Below are 18161 nucleotides of genomic sequence, written 5' to 3'. Positions count from 1 at the left end.
TGCGGAAAGGCGGTGCCCAATGATCCCCGCACTGAGCATTCGCCAGCCCTGGGCGTGGCTGATCGTCAATGGCCACAAAGACATTGAGAACCGGGACTGGCCGACCAATTTCCGCGGCGGCCTCCTGGTGCACGCGGGCCAGACTCTGACCAAGCGCTACTACGAAGACACCGTGGCCCAGCTCGCAGCTGCTGGCCTGTGCCCTCCCGATATGCCGGCCTTGGAGGATCTGCCGACTGGTGGCCTGGTGGGCTGGACCCACGTAGTCGACTGCGTAGCCACTCACTCTTCGCCGTGGAAGATGGAAGGGTTACACGGGTTCGTACTGCGCGACAGCTCCCCTATTCCTTTCGTGCCATGGAAAGGTCGCCTTGGCTTTTTCAACGTGCCAAAGGAGGCCTTCCCGCCATGACACAGCCGCGCTTCATCCGGGCGGGCCAGGCACCGGCATACCTGGGAATGGACCGCAACCGGTTCACGGACGAGGTGCGCCCCTCCCTCACAGAGATCCCGATAGGCAAGCGTGGCCGGGCGTTCGACCGGCTGGAGCTTGACGAGTGGGCCAACCGTTATAAACAGCTTCGTGGGCGCCCTGGTCGCAACGAGAAAGGAGCGATTTCATGCGAACTAGGACCAAAGGAATCCAGCTTGCCAACGATGGCAGCAGGAGCGTCGATAAACAGTATCAAGGCACGCGCATCTTTGAACGGCTCGGAAAGGTTACGCAAGACGAGGCAGAAAGCTGGCTCAGGCAGCGCCAAGCAGAGCTTGATGCCGAGCGGGCAAACCTACTTCGATGCGGCGATCAACAGCTGTTTGCAGCTGCTGCGCAAAAGTACCTGATCGAGAGCGAGCGCAAGAAATTGCGATCCCTTGAAACGGTGGCCTACCACGTGGCCTTGCTGCTGCCCTATGTCGGCAGCATGGCGCTGGTGGATGTCTGCAATGACTCCCTGCAGCCCTTCATCGATGAACGGCTGGACGAAGACGAAGTGAAGCCATCCACGGTAAACCGCACGCTGGAGGTAGCCCGCACGATCATGAATCGAGCGGCGCGCCTGTGGCGTACCAACGGCAAACCGTGGCTGGCCACGGCCCCATTGATTGAGATGCTGGACGAGAAGGCCACCAGGCGCCAGCCCTACCCCATCACCTGGCAGCAGCAGGCAAACGTATTGCCCCGGCTACCGGTTCACTTGCAGCGCATGGTGCTGTTCGCCCTCAATACTGGGGCGCGCGATGCCAATGTGTGCAGGCTGCGATGGGAGTGGGAACGGCAGCTGCCCGAGCTGGGCCGCAGTGTGTTTGTTATCCCGCCCGCTGAGTTCAAGACCAATCGCACGCACGTGCTGATCCTGAACGATGCGGCTTGGAGCGTTGTGCAGGAATGCCGGGGCATGCACCCGGAGTTTGTTTTCACGTACCGCCGGGAGAGGGTCAAAAACCTTCACTTGGCGCCCGCGATGGATTACAAGCCGATCGCCACGATGAACAACACCGCGTTCCAAAACGCCAGATCTGCCGCTGGGCTCGAGCGCATGCGCGTTCACGACCTGCGGCACACCTTCGGCCAGCGCTTGCGCGATGCCGGCGTGCCAGAAGAGGATCGGGCGTTGCTTCTAGGCCACGCTATTGATGGGATGCCGCAACACTACGCCACGGCCACGGTGGCCAGGCTGGTGGAGATGGCCAACAAGGTGAAAGAGACGTTCGAACGAACCACCCTACTGCGGGTGGTCAACGGCTAGAAAGGCTGCGTGGCTTGGGAAAGTCACGCAGAAACTCACGCAACGCGTGAGCCGGGCACCCGAGGCCTGGAGACGAAAAAGCCCTAGAACATCGCTGTTCTAGGGCTTCACGTATTGGTGCGGCTGGCAGGAATCGAACCCACGACCCCTTGGTTCGTAGCCAAGTACTCTATCCAGCTGAGCTACAGCCGCTAAGCCTCGAATTATAGCACTATTTTTTGATCACTCTAAAAATATGCACATGTTGTTTTCGATCACTGCGAGCAGTCATTGACCAACACAATTCAACGCAAGCCCGAATTGTAATGCAAACCCACGTCGCAAAAAACGAAAACGGGCAGTTTGCGAGAGATTATGACTGTGGCCTTGGCTACCACGTGTGCGACACACGAATGGTAGGGCGTGTTGGACTTGAACCAACGACCAAAGGATTATGAGTCCTCTGCTCTAACCAACTGAGCTAACGCCCCCAGTCATGCTCCAGCGGTATACAACGGGGCAAGCGACGTATTGTAGGGGCGTTTACTTGCGGTAGCTCAGTGCGTTGGAGACTAGCTTGGAGGTGATGTCTACGATCTGGATCATCCGGTCGTAGGGCATGCGGGTAGGCCCGATCACACCCAATGTGCCGACCACTTTGCCGTCCACCTCGTACGGGGAGCTGACCACGGAGAGCTCTTCAAAAGGCACTACGTGGCTTTCGCCGCCAATGTAGATGCGGACGCCTTCTGCTTGGCTTGAAATATCCAAGAGCCGCAGAATCTGAGTCTTCTGTTCGAAAAGATCGAAGGCGCGCCGCAGGTTGCCCATGTCGTTGGAAAAGTCACTCACAGCCAGCAGATTGCGCTCGCCAGAAATCACAACTTCGTCTTGCGCTTCAGATAGCGCTTCTGACCCCACATTCACCGCGGCCTGCATGAGCGACGCTATTTCGCCTCGCAACTGGTCCACCTCTGACTTCAAGCGCTCACGTACCTGCTCCATTGCAAGGCCCGCGTAGTGCGCATTGAGGAAATTCGATGCCTCGATGAGTTGGGACTGCGTGTGGTCCACTTCGGTGAAGATCACACGGTTTTGCACATCCCCTTCAGGGGACACGATGATGACCAGAAACCGCCGCTCCGAGAGTTTCAGGAACTCGATATGGCGAAATACGGAAGTTCTCCGCGGAGCCATCACAACCCCGACAAACTGCGACAAATTGGACAGCAACTGGGCAGCGTTGGCGATCACCTTTTGGGGTTGCTCTGGAGCCAGCTGAGCGTGCGCAAGCGGGTCACGCTGTACGGTCAACATGGTGTCCACAAACAGGCGATAACCCCGGGCTGTGGGGATACGACCCGCAGAGGTGTGCGGGCTTACGATCAGCCCCAGCTCCTCCAGATCGGCCATGACATTGCGAATCGTCGCCGGCGAAAGATCCAGCCCCGAGGCACGGGACAGGGTTCTGGAACCTACAGGCTGCCCGTCGGCGATGTACCGCTCGACCAGGGCTTTGAGCAACAACTTGGCACGGTCATCGAGCATGGAATGATTTTAATGATGTAATTTCACGATGACGTCCAACTTCCGCCATGTCGCGCTTATAGGTAAATACCAGACTTCATCCGCTGGGTCCATGACCGATAGCTCTCGCCAGGCACTGGAAGATATCGCTCTATTCCTTGAAGGCCAGGGATGCGCCGTGTCTCTAGAGTCGGAGACAGCCAGCAATACAGGGCTGACTCGGTACCCCGCCCTGAATGTAGACGACATTGGCACGCGGTGCGATTTGGGATTGGTTGTCGGAGGGGACGGGACGATGCTTGGGATTGGCCGACAGCTAGCTAGGTTTGGCACCCCGCTGATCGGTATTAACCAAGGCCGCCTCGGCTTCATCACCGACATTCCGTTTGACGCCTATAAGGCCACCCTCCCGTCCATGCTTAATGGAGACTACGAAGAGGACCTGCGTCCGCTGATGCACGCTACCGTTGTGCGCGATGAACGGATTGTTTTCGAAGCCCTTGCCATGAACGACGTTGTCGTGAACCGGGGGGCAACGTCAGGCATGGTGGAGTTGCGGGTCGAAGTCGATGGCCATTTTGTTGCCAACCAACGCGCGGACGGTCTCATCATCGCTTCGCCGACGGGGTCTACCGCCTATTCGCTGTCTGCGGGAGGACCCATGCTGCATCCATCCATCCCGGGTTGGGTGCTGGTTCCCATCGCGCCACATACTTTGTCCAACCGACCCATCGTGCTTTCGGATGCTACGGAGATTGCAGTGGAGGTTGTCAGCGGACGGGACGTCAGCGCCAACTTTGACATGCAGTCTTTGGCTTCGCTGCTTCACGGGGACCGCATCTTGGTCAAAAGGTCCGAGCACTGCGTGAAGTTCCTGCATCCGCAAGGCTGGAACTACTTTGCAACTCTGCGCAAGAAATTGCGTTGGAATGAAGGAGGCTCGTAACCATGGCGCTCAGACGGATCACCTTGCGCGACTTTGTGATCGTTCAGGTTCTGGAGCTTGAGCTGAACGCCGGATTCACGGTCCTCACTGGTGAAACCGGCGCAGGCAAATCAATTCTTGTCGATGCGCTGCAATTGGCTCTAGGTTCGCGCTCTGATGCGGGACTGGTGCGTGAGGGTGCACTGAAAGCAGATGTCTGTGCAGAGTTCGACTGCCCAGCGCATGTCGAGCCGTGGCTGAGTGAGGCGGGCTATGACACGGAAGATTTTTTGCTTCTTCGTCGCACGGTTGACGTCCAAGGAAAAAGCCGCGCATGGATCAACGGAACACCCGCTACCGCAACGCAACTCCGCGAGCTCGGGGACCTTCTGCTTGACATACATGGGCAGCATGCTTGGCAAAGCTTGACGCGCCCTGAATCCGTCCGCGGCCTTTTGGATGCCTTTGCAGACGTCAACACCACCGATGTCGCCGCGCGGTGGGCCACTTGGCGATCCGCTCAAAAGAACTTGCAACAAGCACTTCAGGCCCAAGCTACTTTGCAGCAGGAGCGCGAGCGCTTGCAATGGCAGATCGGCGAGGTAGACAAGCTCGCACCCACAGAAGATGAATGGAGTGAATTAGATACCCAGCACAAGCGGCTTTCACACGCCCAAGCACTGCTGGACGCTGCAGAAGGTGCACTTCAACAGCTTCAGGGCGAGGAAACAGGAGTGCTGGCGAGCCTTACCCACGCCCAAGGTCTGCTCCAAGGGCACGAGCACATTGAGTCGGTGTTTTCAAGCCTTGCAGACATCTTGTCCTCCACTTTGGCGCAGGCGAGCGACGTTGCTCACTCGCTACAGTCCTATCTAAGGCATGCCGACATCGACCCTGAGCGCTTGGCAGAACTGGATACACGCATGTCGCTGTGGATGGCATTGGCGCGCAGATACAAGCGCCCTCCCGGTGAACTGCCTGCCTTGCTCCAAAGCTGGAAGCGGGAAATGCGGCAACTCGACGCTGCAACAGACCTGGAACAACTGACATCCGCCGAGTCGTCGAGCGCCAAGGCCTTTCAAACTGCGGCGCGATCTTTGTCGCTGGCGCGTGCCAAGGCGGCGCCAAGGCTGTCGAGCGCCATCACGAAAGCCATGCAGGGCCTCGGAATGGAAGGTGGGCAATTCGAGGTTCTTGTGACCAAGACCTCAGAACCCTCACCACATGGCATGGACGAGGTTGTCTTTCTGGTAGCAGGCCATCCCGGGATGACACCCAAGCCTATTGGCAAAGTAGCATCTGGTGGGGAGTTGTCACGGATCTCGCTCGCCATCTCTGTCACGACCAGTGAATTGGGCATGGCACCAACGCTTATTTTTGACGAAGTGGATTCTGGTGTGGGAGGAGCAGTGGCTGAAACAGTCGGTAGACTGATGCATCAACTTGGCACACACCGCCAGGTGCTTGCTGTAACGCATTTGCCCCAGGTAGCCGCTCAAGCAGATCAACATCTCAAGGTCGCAAAAAACAAAAGTGCCAAAGGTACCACCAGCACAGTTCAGGAGGTGGTTGGCGAGCAGCGGGTAGCGGAAATCGCGCGCATGCTGGGCGGAGAACGCGCCACAGAGACAACACTTGCCCATGCACGGGAAATGCTGAACGCCCCATCGAAAGTTCTGGAGAAGGAAGCCTGATGGCACTTGAAATTGTGCTGATCACCGGTATGTCTGGCTCCGGTAAATCTGTGGCACTGCATGCCCTGGAGGACGCAGGCTACTACTGTGTGGATAACCTTCCTCCAGAGCTTCTCCCCGCATTTGTGGCCCTCGAACATCGCCATCATGGCAACCGGGTCGCCATAGCCATGGATGTGCGCAGTGCCACCTCACTGCACCAAGTACCGCAAGCGCTGAGCAGACTCCGCAGCCAGGGCGTATTAGTGCAATCGATTTTTCTGGATGCCACCATTGACACGTTGGTGAGACGATTTTCAGAAACGCGCCGTCGGCATCCTCTGTCGCACGACGAGCTCCAGCAGGGAAGAAAGGCGTTGGTGCAAATCATTGAGCTGGAGCGTGAACTGTTGGCTGATCTGCGCGAGCAATCGCATGTAATTGACACAAGCACCATACGGGCATCACAGCTACAAAGCTACGTAAAAAGCCTCATGTCCACCGCCCAAGGGCAGTTGACCCTGGTGTTCCAGTCGTTTGCTTTCAAACGGGGCATCCCCATGGATGCGGACTACGTCTTTGACGTTCGGATGCTACCGAATCCGCACTACGAACCCGCGCTACGCGATCTCACCGGCCTGGATGCGCCAGTCGCTGAATTTTTACGGCAGCAACCGGAAGTAGATCTCATGCGGACCCATATCGCGCAGTTTCTGGCGCACTGGCTGGAGCTGCTGGACCGCAACCACAGAAGCTACGTCACCGTGGCTATCGGGTGCACAGGAGGTCAACACCGATCAGTTTATTTGGTGGAGAAGCTGGCAGAAGCCTTCAGTGATCGCTGGACGGCACTCAGACGCCACCGGGAACTCGACGGAAGGTAAACGGCTCCTTGGAGCACCAAGCAGCACTCACCACAACTGCGCTTGCGTGGCGTTCAGAAGCTTTCGAATGGGTGCAGGCAGCCCAACCCCGTCCCACTGATCCGGCCCCAACCATTCGCCATCACTAGACAGTCGATCTGCAAAAGTGCCACGAACCGCGACGGGATGAAGATGCAGGTCTCTGTGCGTCAACACGTGAAGAAATGGCTGCAACTCATTTTGCGTGAGTTGATCCGAACCACCCAACGTTGCAACAAACGCGGCCAGAGATGCCGCATCGGGAAAAATGGGCACACAGTGCATTCCCGCCCAAATACCTGACGCTGGACGCCGCTCAAGCCACACACGCCCATGCAAGTCCTGCAACACAAGCAACTGCCAGGCTTCAGAGCGACGCAACAGCTTGCGTGTTCTAACGGGGTAGCGCTCGGGTTGCCTCTCCATCAACGCTGCGCATGTTGGGGCAACAGGACACGCGTCACACCTAGGTACTTTGGGTGAGCAGATGGTTGCACCCATGTCCATCAAGCCCTGGGTATACCGAGGCATTGAGTTATTCAAGTCTCTCGTAGGCAACAAAGCTTCAGCCTGGACCCACAGCAAACGCTCGTTTCTAGCGGATGCCAAGTCATGCGCAAACCCCAAAAAACGCGTCAGCACCCGCCGCACATTTGCATCCAGAATAGGAACCCGCTCTGAAAAACAGAATGCTGCGATGGCTCCCGCTGTAGATCTTCCGATACCGGGAAGCGATGCCAGAACTTCAGCGGTATGGGGGAAGGCCCCCCCATGCTCGGCCACCACCAGTTGTGCACACCGATGGAGGTTACGGGCACGACTGTAGTAGCCCAGGCCACTCCAAAGGCCCATCACCTCGTCCTGAGACGCGCATGCCAAGGCAGCCACGTCCGGGAAACGCGCCAAAAACCGCTCGTAATAGTCCAGCACAGTGGCAACCTGGGTCTGCTGGAGCATGATTTCTGACAACCAGACACGGTAAGGGTCCTGCGTCTGTTGCCAGGGCAAATGATTGCGCCCATGCGCGGCCTGCCATGCCACCACGCGCTCGGCGAACTCTACGCCGTCCACCAAAACACTCATGCAGACGCAAGCTGCGGCGAATCTACCGACGTTGTATCCAGGCCCGGCACCGCAATCAGCTGGGAAGTTAGTTCTTGGAGTTTGTGCTCGAGTTGAACTAACTCATCTTCGCTTGCCTCAATTTCGGCGATTCGCTCAACCAAGCCACTAGCAGCTTGCTGGATGCGATCCACAGCTTCGATGCGGCGCGCAAAACTACGGCGACGCTCGCGCAGTTGCGCATCAAGTTGCGCCGTAGCCGATTTGCTCCACAACTCCAGGTCGTTCGCGACAGACTCATAAACCGTACGCAGCCGCATCGCCAAAGCGCGCACCAATCGCTCGGCAAATTCCGGTTGCGCCAACTTCAGTGCATTGCCCATTCCCAGATACTGCAAATGGCTTTGTTCAATCTGACTCAGATCGTGAGTGAAATGCTCCAATTGCGGTGGGGACGGCACCTGCAATGAGAATCCAAACTCAGAGTTCAGCTGCCGGAAAGTGCCGCCCAGCATGGCCTGGATTTCGGTACCTGAAGCCTGGGCTTTGTCCAGGGTACCGCGCAGCTTGTCAAACGTCTGGATATAGATCTTCTTGACGCCCAGTTTCAGACCCTTTTGTTGCAAGGTCTGCGCCAGCTCTGCCAGTTCGACCTTGAGGGCCTTGGCGCCCAACTGCTGAAACACATCTCGCAAGAGTTTGAGATGCACAGCGCGGACGGCCTGAATTTTTGCCGTGCTCGAGTCGAACTCACGCTGCTCTTGCTCGATGCGGTGACGCATTGACTCAATCACCGATACATTTTTCCCGCGAAGGCTGCGCAGTTCTGCCATTTGGTCATCCAGGTCACGGCGCCGGATATTGATGACCCGCGACGTTTCCGTACGCAAGCTGGCCACCCCCGTAGCCACCGCCGCACGCAGAATAGACTGCCTGCGCCCCATGATTCCCTTGGCCAAGGCCTCTTCCAACACAGGCAGCCCGCTGGTCTCCAGCAAGACATCGTCTGCCGTGATCTTGGCAACCAGCCCTTTTTGCGCTGATACAGGCACCACCCTGTCGAGTGGAACTCCTAGCATCTCCGCAGAAGTGCTGCACTGGCGTTCCAGCTGCGCCTGCACCTGCTCTGCAGAATTGAGGGTGTCCCACAGCGTGTCTATCTTGTTCAACACCACCAGACGGGCATCCATGCTGTCCGTCGATATGGCCAGATGTTCGCGCCAAATAGACAGGTCGGAACGGGTCACCCCTGTATCCGCACTGAGAATGAACACCACCGCATGCGCCTGCGGAATCAAGTTGACGGTGAGCTCTGGCTCAGCACCTACCGCATTGAGCCCCGGTGTATCGAGAATGACCAACCCCTGTTTGAGCAGCGGGTGGGGGATGTTGATGATGGCGTGGCGCCACATGGGCACTTCGACTAGCCCCTGCGCATCCGGCACTGGGTTCTCATCGGTCAGGTCGTCGTGCCAAAAACCCAGCGCGCGGGCATTGTCCAAACTTACTTTGCGGACCTCTGCAACCTTCTCCAGCGCCTTGGCAATCTGATCCGCGTTGCTGACATCCAAGGGGATTTCTTGCCAGCGATCTGGTTTGACCCGCCATTCCGCCAAGCTCTGCATCTGCAGGCGCGTCTCGATAGGAAGCAATCGCAGACTGGGAGCCACATGCGAGTCATAGCCCAGCTCCGTGGGGCACATGGTGGTCCGGCCTGCACTGGCGGGCATGATGCGCCTTCCGTAGTCGGCAAAGAAGATCGCATTGATCAACTCCGACTTGCCGCGCGAAAACTCGGCGACGAACGCCACCATAACCTTGTCACTGCGGACCTGCTCTTCCAGACGCTGCAAACGCTCTTGCACCGCGGCATCCATGAGCTCGTGCGAAGACATCCATTCGGCCAAACGCTTGAGCTGCTGGGCGAACTCACGCCGCCAGACGCCATGCTGGTCGAACTGTTCGTTGAATGAAGGTCCCACTTTGCTCCCAGAGATCTATGAATGGCCTACGAGGTAGACATACACAAAATATAGCATCGACCGCACGCGGGCTGTCATACACCTGCCAATTTGAGGGCTGCGCACTATGGACGCTGACACTGTAGGCAAAAGTAGCTGCTCCGTTGCCCCTGCCGAATGGAGCGAATCGGCATGCTGCACACATGGCACGGCTCCCCTTCCCGACCATAGACATTGGCTTGGGTCTGGAAATGCCCGGCAGCACCATCTGCATTGGAAAAGTCGCGCAGCGTGCTCCCTCCCATTGCTACCGCGCTTGCCAGAACACTTTTTATAGCGGCGTGCAATTTGTGCACCCGGCCGGGCCCGATGCGCGATGCAATCGAGGTCGGACGAATGCCAGCGAGAAAAAGAACTTCCGACGCGTAGATATTGCCTACCCCCACCACCAGCCGCCCCGCCAGAAGCAACTGCTTGACGGGCATCCGGCTTTTCTTCATGCCGACCTGAAAATCAGCCAACGAAAACGCGTCCGACAAAGGCTCCATCCCCAACGAGCCCAACAACTTGACGGCAACCACGTCTGTTTCACCCTGCGCATAAACGACCGCACCAAATCTGCGCGGATCATGCAAACGCAGAGTTCCCAAGCTGGTCACGAGGTCGAAATGATCGTGCACACCTGCGGGTGGAAGACCATGGCCAAACCGAAGACTCCCGGACATTCCAAGGTGCAGCAGCAACAGCCCCGCATCCATGTCGACCAAGAGATACTTGCCGCGCCTGCGCAGCCCGGTGATCCGTCGCCCTGCTAGCGACTGGGGGTCGCAACCCAGAGGCCAGCGCAGTGGCTTACCCACAACAACAGACTCAATCGAGGCCCCGGTAATGGCTTCAGCAAAACTGCGGCGTGTGACTTCCACTTCTGGCAACTCAGGCATACAAAGACCCACGCGTCAGGTTAATTGGCATGGATTATTATGGCCCGATGGTGCTATCACAACGCTTTCGGACTGCTGTATTGACTACTGTGTTTACGGCGGCCTCCCACCAAGGGTGGGCGCAGCCTGCAGGCGACCCCCCTCCGCGTGACACCCCAACCGTAGTCTCCAATCCGGCGCTGGATGCCGAGCTGTTTTATGAGATTTTTCTGGGGGAACTGAGCTCCCGGACCGGGGACCCTGGCGCCGGGTATGCCCTGATGCTGGAGGCAGCACGCCGAACTGGCGATGGGCAGCTCTACCAGCGCGCCGCCGACATTGCGCTGCAGTCTCGTTCCGGCGACTATGCACTTGCTGCCGCGATGGCGTGGAAAGGTGTGCAACCCCAGTCCCGCGAAGCCAATCGCTACGTGCTGCAGATCCTGATTGCACTTAACCGCATAGGAGAAACCCCTGCGCTGCTGCGTCAGGAACTGGCGCAATCCCCCGCCCGAGCCAAGGCGAGCACGCTGGCCGCGCTTCCACAGATGTATGGCCGAGCAAGCGACAAGGCACTGGCCGCCAAAGTGGTGGGAGAAGCCTTGGTCGACGAAATGACCCACCCTGCTACGGGCCCTATTGCCTGGGTGTCATTGGGACGCGTGCGGCTGGCAGCGGGCGACAAAGCGGGTGCCCTGGAGGCTGCGCGCAATGCACAGACATTAGACGACGCCAACGAAGGTGCGGCGCGCCTTGCACTTGAGCTGATGGACGAAAACACGCCAGGAGCCGAGCCGCTGGTTGTTCAGGCGCTGGCCAAACAACCCGTTCCCGAGCTGCGATTGGCTTACGCCCGCGTCCTTTTAGGGCTACAACGGTTTCCTGATGCAGCCCGGCAGCTGGAAGCGGTTACACAGACGAAACCAGAGCTTGCAGAGCCCTGGCTCGTACTGGCTTCACTCCAGTTTCAGGACAACCGCCTCCCAGACGCCGAAAAATCGCTGCAGCGTTTTATTGAACTCACAGCGGCTGGCGAGGGCCAGGCACGTGAGCGTGGCCTGACACAGGCATATTTGCTGTATGCACAAGTCGCCGAGAAGAAGCAGGACTTTGCGGGGGCGGAGTCTTGGCTGGCCCGCATCAACAACGCGGATGAGGTGTTCAGCGCTCAAAGCCGCCGCGCCTCTCTGCTGGCACGCCAAGGCAAAGTGGCTCAGGCTCGTGCACTGCTACGCGGGCTTCCGGGCACCTCCAATGACGAAAAGCGCATGAAACTGCTGGCAGAAGTGCAGCTACTGCGAGAAATGAAGATGTACCAAGACGCGTACAACGTTCAGGTCGAAGTAGTGGCGCTGGCCCCTGACGAGACAGAGCTGATCTATGACCAAGCCATGCTCGCCGAAAAAGCGGGCAAGCTAGACACCATGGAGCAACTCCTGCGGCAGTTGATTGCACGCCAGCCGCAATACCACCATGCGTATAACGCCCTGGGCTATTCCATGGCGGAGCGAGGTGTTCAACTGGAAGAGGCCAAGCAGCTCATCCTTAAAGCACTTGAGTACGCTCCCGGTGATCCGTTCATCACCGACAGCCTGGGCTGGGTGGAATTTCGACTGGGCAACAAGGCCGAGGCCAAGAGGCATCTTGAAACGGCATACCAGACTCGTCCTGACGCAGAGATAGCGGCGCATCTTGGCGAAGTGCTTTGGAGCCTAGGGGACCAGGATGGAGCTCGCAAAGTCTGGAAAGAAGGACAGCGCTTGAGCCCTGACAACGAAACCCTCAAGGAAACCTTGAAGCGCCTAGGAGTCTCACTCTGATGCGTTCGGCTGGTTTGGCTGGACGTGCTCGCCATTGCGACCCTGTTGCACCGTCTCCACTCACCCATCTATGGAGGTGGTGTCTGGTTATCGCACTATTCTGGATGACAGGATGTGCCCAGTCTGTCAAAACCAGCGCCCCCGAAGAGAACTTCTGGAGTGGCCGCCTCGCTCTGCAGGTAGAGGACCAGGCATCCCAATCGTTCTCGGCGTTGTTTGAGCTGCGGGGCAGCGCGCAGAACGGGGGTTTAGTGCTCATTAGCCCGCTGGGCACTCGGCTGGCGCAGCTCGATTGGAAGGATGGGCATGCACAGCTCGTCACTAGCGCAAAAGAAGCTCGCCAATCGGACTCGCTCGACAACCTGCTCCACGAAGCAACAGGCACGCGCATCCCCGTTGCAGCTCTTTTCGGCTGGCTGCAAGGTATGCAGGCCACAGCGCCTGGCTGGCAGGCTGATCTATCAGGTATTGCAGACGGTAGGTTGTTAGCCCGCCGCACAGATCCCGCACCCCAGGCAACCCTGCGCATCGCGTTGACACGCTGAGGCCGCACCCCTACGCCACCTGATTTCCTCTCGCATGCTCGCCCTGTATGACGTGCCGGCCCCGGCCAAGCTCAACCTTTTTCTTCACATCACCGGGCGTCGCGCCGACGGGTATCACCTGCTGCAGTCGGTGTTCATGCTCATCGACTGGTGTGACACTTTGCATTTTGAGTGCCACAGCGCAGGACACATCACGCGCGAGGATCTCGGCCACCCGCTTCCCGATGAAGACCTCACCGTCAAGGCAGCGCGCGCACTCCAGCTAGCCACAGGTTGCAGCAAGGGCGTCCACATGGGCGTTTTGAAGAGCATTCCAGCGCAGGCCGGCATGGGCGGGGGATCGTCTGATGCGGCAACCACCTTGCTTGCACTCAACCGCCTATGGGGGCTGAACCTGCCTCGCCCAGCGCTCGAAAAGATCGGCCTCACACTGGGTGCTGACGTTCCATTTTTTTTACGCGGCCACAACGCTTGGGTGCAAGGAATTGGTGAGACAATCAGCCCGCTTGAGAAAGAGCACCAACTGCCACCGGCTCGTTTTGCAATCGTGAAACCTGCAGCGGGCTTGGAGACAAAATTAATTTTTTCGTCGCCAAGTTTGAAACGTGATTCAGATAGTGCTACAATCTTAGGCTTTGCTGCAGCACACTTTGACTTCGGTCGAAACGACTTGCAGCCAGTCGCTCAGGCACTTTGCCCCGAGGTAGACGAAGCCATCGAATGGCTCCGAATACGCGGATTGCAAGGCAGAATGACAGGCTCAGGCAGTGCAGTGTTTGCGCAAATGCCACATGCGGTTAACTTGAGCGGGGTCCCCAAGGGCTGGCAAGTAAAGGCATGTGACAATCTGATGATCCATCCTCTGGCAGGCTGGGCATCAGACAAGAATTAGGGTTAGCTGCTTTCGGCAGTTGACCTGTGTAGGGGAGTCGCCAAGCTGGTTAAGGCACTGGATTTTGATTCCAGCATGCGAAGGTTCGAATCCTTCTTCCCCTGCCAAATTTCTTTTCGCGTACGGGCTTTTTTTTCAGACTGCTGGGACGCTCATGCAAGCCAACCACCCCGACTTCATGGTTTTCACCGGCAATGCCAATCCTGGCATGGCAGCTGAAATTGCCCAACACCTCGGCACCACCCTTGGCGCTGCTGACGTGGGTCGCTTCTCCGACGGTGAAGTCACTGTCGAAATCAAGCAAAACGTGCGCGCACGGGATGTTTTCGTTGTGCAGTCTACCTGCGCACCTACCAACGAAAACCTCATGGAACTGCTGATCATGGTGGATGCGCTCAAGCGTGCATCGGCTGAACGCATCAGCGCCGTGATTCCCTACTTCGGTTACGCCCGCCAGGACCGCCGCCCGCGCTCGACGCGCGTACCGATCACGGCCAAGGTGGTGGCGAACATGCTGCAAGCCGTGGGCGTCGCCCGCGTGCTGACGATGGACTTGCATGCAGACCAGATCCAGGGCTTCTTTGACATCCCGGTCGACAACATCTATGCATCGCCCGTTCTGCTGGGCGACCTGCGCCAGAAGAACTACGAAGACCTTATTGTGGTCTCGCCCGACGTGGGTGGCGTGGTGCGCGCACGCGCTCTGGCCAAGCAGCTCAATTGCGATCTGGCCATCATCGACAAGCGCCGCCCCAAGGCCAACGTGTCCGAAGTGATGCACGTGATCGGTGAAATCGAAGGCCGCAACTGCGTGATCATGGACGACATGATCGACACCGCCGGCACGCTGGTCAAAGCGGCCGAGGTGCTCAAGGAGCGCGGCGCCAAGAAGGTGTACGCCTACTGTACCCACCCCATTTTTTCGGGTCCCGCCATTGAACGCATCGCACAGGGCTCCGCCCTGGACGAAGTGGTGGTGACCAACACCATCCCATTGAGCGACAACGCCAAGGGATGCGCCAAAATTCGCCAGCTCTCCGTGGCCCCGCTGATCGCAGAAACGATCCAGCGCATCGCCAAGGGAGAGTCGGTCATGAGTTTGTTCTCGGACCAAGACAACCTGTTCTGACGCGCTGCCTTCGGGAGCGTTGCAGACCTGGATTGCATGCAGGCCTCCTTCGGGAGGCTTGTCTGTTCGGGAGCATTGCGTGGGCCTGCCGCCATAACGGCGGCACAGGCCTTTTTCAATCGGGGTACGACTGGTCGCGGTCGACCCTTTTCAGGAGCTAGTTATGAACTTCGTCGCTTTTGAGCGCGCCAAGCAGGGCACGGGTGCGAGCCGCCGTCTCCGCAATTCGGGCAAGACGCCTGGCATCGTTTACGGTGGTACCGCCGAACCCCAACTGATCGAGATCGACCACAACGCACTGTGGCACGCCCTCAAGAAGGAAGCATTCCACTCCAGCGTGCTGGACATGGAAGTTGCCGGTACGACCGCCAAGGTTCTGCTGCGCGATGTGCAATACCACCCCTACAAGCAGCTCGTGCTGCACATCGACTTCCAGCGCGTGGACGAGAAGACCAAGCTGCACATGAAGGTGCCACTGCACTTCTCCGGTGCTGAAGAGTCGCCAGCCGTCAAGGTCGACAAGTGCATGGTCAACCCGATCGTGAACGAACTGGACGTGACCTGCATGCCTTCGGACCTGCCAGAGTTCATCGCTGTGGATCTGTCCAAGCTGGAAAAGGGTTCTTCCCTGACCCTGAAGGACGTCAAGCTGCCAAAGGGCGTGACCGCCAAGATCCGCGGTGGCCAGAACAACAACCCCGTTCTGGTGTCTGTGGTTCCTCCAGTGGTCGTGGTCGAGACGCCTGTCGAAGCTCCTGCCGCCGATGCCAAAAAGGGCAAGGGCAAGAAGTAATCTTCAAGCCGCAGGTTTTTTTCCTGCGTGCCGGACAGCCCGCCCTGGCGGTGCTGCCCTCTCCAAAACGGCCCACATGTGTGGGCCGTTTTCATTGGTAACGCCGCCTTGCACGGGCAGGCCTCCCTTCGACACACAACCCCCACGGATAATCGCGCAGATGATCAAGCTGTTTGTAGGCCTTGGAAACCCGGGGCCAGATTACGAGGCCACCCGCCACAACGCCGGTTTCTGGTGGATTGATGCTCTGGCGCATGAACTGAAGACGACGCTGGTGCCCGAGCGCAGCTACCACGGGCTGGTGGCGCGCACCACGGTACATGGCCAAAGCGTGTGGCTGCTGCAACCACAGACGTTCATGAATCTGTCGGGCAAGTCCGTGGCATCCCTTGCGCGGTTCTTCAAGATACTGCCCGAGGAAATCCTGGTGGTGCATGACGAACTGGACATCGTGCCCGGCCAGGTCAAGCTCAAACGCGGGGGCAGCCATGCCGGGCACAACGGCCTGCGCGACATCCACGGGCAACTGGGCTCGCCCGACTACTGGCGCCTGCGCATCGGCATTGGCCATCCGGGCGTCAAAAGTGAGGTGGCCAACTGGGTGCTCAAAAAGCCTGCGCCGGATCAGCGCGCCTTGATCGAGGACTGCATTGCCCATTCGCTCAAGGCCTATCCGGCCATGCTGGCGGGCGACATGGACAAGGCCACGCTGCTCATCCACACGACCAAACCACCCCGCCCCAAGCCACCCCGACCGGTGGAAGACTGACGCAGAAGCACTACTATTTTTATAGCTACTCGCGCTTTATAGATAAGCGCTAGAGGCCAAAAAGACTTAAATTTCAGTTGACCGAAGGCGCCTGCAGCCGCTGAAACTTCTGCCACAGGGTTTCGCGGTTTTCCACGTGTTGCGGGTTCACGGGGATGCAGGCAACGGGGCAGACCTGCACACATTGGGGCTCGTCAAAGTGCCCTACGCATTCGGTGCACTTGCTCGGGTCAATCTCGTAGATCTCTTGCCCCAGGTAGATCGCCTGGTTGGGGCATTCGGGCTCACATACATCGCAGTTGATGCACTCGTCGGTGATCATCAGTGCCATACAGCCTCCCTGGGCACAGGGCCATAAAAATTGGCAAGAGAGTGCGGAGCGGAGTTCATGCTCCGTATTATCCCGCGCTGGTGGCATGTGCCTTGCATGCCACACTGCAACCCACCACCGCTGACGGGGCTGTTTTTACCGTTATGCTGTGTATACACATTAATTTTGACGCGCTTGCGTCTTTTCCCCTCCTCACGCAACCCACGCACCGCACTCATGGGCCTGTTTTTTCTCAAGCGGTTTATCACCCTTCTGGCGACGCTGATCGGCGCGTCCATTGTTGTGTTTCTGGTGCTGGAGATCCTGCCGGGTAATGCTGCCCAGATCCTGATGGGCCCCGACGCCTCGCCCGAGGCGGTGGCCGCATTGGCCAGCAAGCTGGGGCTGGACCAGCCCGCCGGGCTGCGCTACTGGCAGTGGGTCAGCGGCCTGGTGGTGGGCAACATGGGCGAGAGTTATGCCTATAGCTCTCCCGTTCTCGACCTGGTGCTCGAACGCCTGGCCCTCACCGTGCCACTGGCCCTCATGGCGATGGCCATCACCACGGTGCTGGCCTTGGCAGCGGGCGTGTATGCGGCCTCCCGCCACAACAAGATCGGCGATGTGGGCGTGATGGGTTTGGCGCAGATAGGCATCGCCATCCCCAACTTCTGGTTCGCCATCCTGTTGATCCTGCTGTTTTCCGTCAAGCTGCAGTGGTTCTCTGCGGGCGGGTTCCCGGGCTGGACCGAAGAGGCGGGCGGCGGCCCGTTCGAGGCCATCAAGGCACTGCTGCTGCCCGCCATTGCACTGGCCGTGGTGCAGGCGGCCATTCTGGCGCGCATCACGCGCTCGGCCGTGCTGGAGGTGCTGCGTGAAGACTTTGTGCGCACTGCGCGGGCCAAGGGTCTGTCGCAACGCGCGGCGCTCTGGGGCCATGTACTTCGCAACGCCATGATTCCGGTCATCACCGTGATGGGGCTGCAGTTTGCCAACCTGCTGGCGGGCACCATCGTGGTGGAGAACGTTTTTTATCTGCCTGGGCTGGGGCGACTGATCTTCCAGTCCATCTCCAACCGCGACCTGATCGTAGTGCGCAACTGCGTGATGCTGCTTGCCGCCATGGTGGTCATCGTCAATTTCGTGGTGGACATCCTCTACGCCGTCATCGACCCGCGTGTCAAAGCCAGTGATATCTGATCAGCC

General features: G+C 58.6%; 17 protein-coding genes and 3 tRNA genes. 13 read left to right on the top strand and 7 right to left on the bottom strand.

The annotated features are described in order from the left end of the window. The first annotated feature begins 19 nt into the window (after positions 1 to 19). Together ACK4OE_RS10685 and ACK4OE_RS10680 are read left to right on the top strand one after the other, a co-directional pair. Entirely contained in the window at positions 20 to 412 is a 393-nt protein-coding gene (locus ACK4OE_RS10685; RefSeq protein WP_409884795.1) for an ASCH domain-containing protein, read from the top strand. 208 nt (positions 413 to 620) lie between these two features. Next, the gene (locus ACK4OE_RS10680) at positions 621 to 1748 is read left to right on the top strand and encodes a tyrosine-type recombinase/integrase (protein ID WP_409884794.1); all 1128 of its coding nucleotides are present in this window, start codon (positions 621 to 623) and stop codon (positions 1746 to 1748) included. Positions 1749 to 1863: 115 nt separating this feature from the next. Here ACK4OE_RS10680 and ACK4OE_RS10675 read toward each other — a convergent pair. From ACK4OE_RS10675 to hrcA, 3 genes are all read right to left on the bottom strand, one after another. Then, positions 1864 to 1940: transfer RNA gene (locus ACK4OE_RS10675), tRNA-Arg, on the bottom strand. Between the two features lie 201 nt (positions 1941 to 2141). Continuing rightward, a tRNA-Ile gene (locus ACK4OE_RS10670) sits at positions 2142 to 2218 on the bottom strand. A 52-nt stretch (positions 2219 to 2270) separates the two neighbouring features. Further along, positions 2271 to 3275 carry a heat-inducible transcriptional repressor HrcA gene (gene hrcA / locus ACK4OE_RS10665; protein ID WP_409884793.1) on the bottom strand — a complete coding sequence of 335 codons (1005 nt, stop codon included), beginning with the start codon at positions 3273 to 3275 and terminating at the stop codon, positions 2271 to 2273. Positions 3276 to 3303: 28 nt separating this feature from the next. On the opposite strand from hrcA, the gene ACK4OE_RS10660 reads away from it, so the two are divergent. The 3 genes from ACK4OE_RS10660 to rapZ are packed head-to-tail and all read left to right on the top strand — an operon-like array spanning position 3304 to position 6736. Then, on the top strand, positions 3304 to 4200 hold the full coding sequence (locus tag ACK4OE_RS10660) for an NAD kinase (protein WP_409884792.1): 897 nt from the start codon (positions 3304 to 3306) through the stop codon (positions 4198 to 4200). A 2-nt stretch (positions 4201 to 4202) separates the two neighbouring features. After that, positions 4203 to 5873: a DNA repair protein RecN gene (gene recN / locus ACK4OE_RS10655; RefSeq protein WP_409884791.1), complete on the top strand. Its 1671-nt coding sequence runs from the start codon at positions 4203 to 4205 to the stop codon at positions 5871 to 5873. Next, positions 5873 to 6736, top strand: a complete 864-nt coding sequence (rapZ, locus tag ACK4OE_RS10650; RefSeq protein ID WP_409884790.1) for an RNase adapter RapZ — start codon at positions 5873 to 5875, stop codon at positions 6734 to 6736. Before recN ends, rapZ begins: the two co-directional genes overlap by 1 nt. Before the next feature lie 27 nt (positions 6737 to 6763). Here rapZ and mutY read toward each other — a convergent pair whose 3' ends face one another. The 3 genes from mutY to mutM all read right to left on the bottom strand — a co-directional run bounded on the left by mutY (position 6764) and on the right by mutM (position 10718). Beyond that, on the bottom strand, positions 6764 to 7837 hold the full coding sequence (gene mutY, locus ACK4OE_RS10645; protein WP_409884789.1) for an A/G-specific adenine glycosylase: 1074 nt from the start codon (positions 7835 to 7837) through the stop codon (positions 6764 to 6766). Next, on the bottom strand, positions 7834 to 9798 hold the full coding sequence (locus tag ACK4OE_RS10640) for a dynamin family protein (RefSeq protein WP_409884788.1): 1965 nt from the start codon (positions 9796 to 9798) through the stop codon (positions 7834 to 7836). Before ACK4OE_RS10640 ends, mutY begins: the two co-directional genes overlap by 4 nt. A 104-nt stretch (positions 9799 to 9902) precedes the next feature. Next, positions 9903 to 10718 carry a bifunctional DNA-formamidopyrimidine glycosylase/DNA-(apurinic or apyrimidinic site) lyase gene (mutM, locus tag ACK4OE_RS10635; RefSeq protein ID WP_409884787.1) on the bottom strand — a complete coding sequence of 272 codons (816 nt, stop codon included), beginning with the start codon at positions 10716 to 10718 and terminating at the stop codon, positions 9903 to 9905. 29 nt (positions 10719 to 10747) lie between these two features. Here mutM and ACK4OE_RS10630 point away from each other — a divergent pair, with 29 nt between their 5' ends. The 7 genes from ACK4OE_RS10630 (at position 10748) to pth (ending at position 16645) form a co-directional block, all read left to right on the top strand. Further along, positions 10748 to 12517 carry a tetratricopeptide repeat protein gene (locus ACK4OE_RS10630; protein WP_409884786.1) on the top strand — a complete coding sequence of 590 codons (1770 nt, stop codon included), beginning with the start codon at positions 10748 to 10750 and terminating at the stop codon, positions 12515 to 12517. A 104-nt stretch (positions 12518 to 12621) separates the two neighbouring features. Next, the gene (locus tag ACK4OE_RS10625) at positions 12622 to 13062 is read left to right on the top strand and encodes a lipoprotein insertase outer membrane protein LolB (protein WP_409884785.1); all 441 of its coding nucleotides are present in this window, start codon (positions 12622 to 12624) and stop codon (positions 13060 to 13062) included. A gap of 34 nt (positions 13063 to 13096) precedes the next feature. Further along, complete coding sequence (ispE, locus tag ACK4OE_RS10620; protein WP_409884784.1) at positions 13097 to 13954, top strand: 4-(cytidine 5'-diphospho)-2-C-methyl-D-erythritol kinase; 858 nt, start codon at positions 13097 to 13099, stop codon at positions 13952 to 13954. 30 nt (positions 13955 to 13984) lie between these two features. Beyond that, positions 13985 to 14061 (top strand) — tRNA-Gln (locus ACK4OE_RS10615). Positions 14062 to 14108: 47 nt separating this feature from the next. Continuing rightward, the gene (locus ACK4OE_RS10610) at positions 14109 to 15083 is read left to right on the top strand and encodes a ribose-phosphate pyrophosphokinase (RefSeq protein WP_409884783.1); all 975 of its coding nucleotides are present in this window, start codon (positions 14109 to 14111) and stop codon (positions 15081 to 15083) included. A 163-nt stretch (positions 15084 to 15246) separates the two neighbouring features. Beyond that, positions 15247 to 15876, top strand: a complete 630-nt coding sequence (locus ACK4OE_RS10605) for a 50S ribosomal protein L25/general stress protein Ctc (RefSeq protein ID WP_409884782.1) — start codon at positions 15247 to 15249, stop codon at positions 15874 to 15876. Positions 15877 to 16036: 160 nt separating this feature from the next. Beyond that, complete coding sequence (pth, locus tag ACK4OE_RS10600; protein WP_409884781.1) at positions 16037 to 16645, top strand: aminoacyl-tRNA hydrolase; 609 nt, start codon at positions 16037 to 16039, stop codon at positions 16643 to 16645. Positions 16646 to 16718: 73 nt separating this feature from the next. Here the strand turns inward: pth and ACK4OE_RS10595 are convergent, their stop codons facing one another. Continuing rightward, a complete protein-coding gene (locus ACK4OE_RS10595) occupies positions 16719 to 16976 on the bottom strand; it encodes a YfhL family 4Fe-4S dicluster ferredoxin (protein ID WP_409884780.1) in 258 nt (85 codons plus the stop codon). A 216-nt stretch (positions 16977 to 17192) separates the two neighbouring features. On the opposite strand from ACK4OE_RS10595, the gene ACK4OE_RS10590 reads away from it, so the two are divergent. After that, positions 17193 to 18155 carry an ABC transporter permease gene (locus ACK4OE_RS10590; RefSeq protein ID WP_409884779.1) on the top strand — a complete coding sequence of 321 codons (963 nt, stop codon included), beginning with the start codon at positions 17193 to 17195 and terminating at the stop codon, positions 18153 to 18155. The last annotated feature ends 6 nt before the right edge of the window (positions 18156 to 18161 follow it).

Origin of the sequence: Acidovorax sp. (assembly GCF_046314175.1) — a bacterium.
In the GTDB taxonomy this organism is placed as follows: domain Bacteria; phylum Pseudomonadota; class Gammaproteobacteria; order Burkholderiales; family Burkholderiaceae_C; genus Acidovorax.
This window is presented reverse-complemented; position numbering and strand designations above follow the sequence as displayed.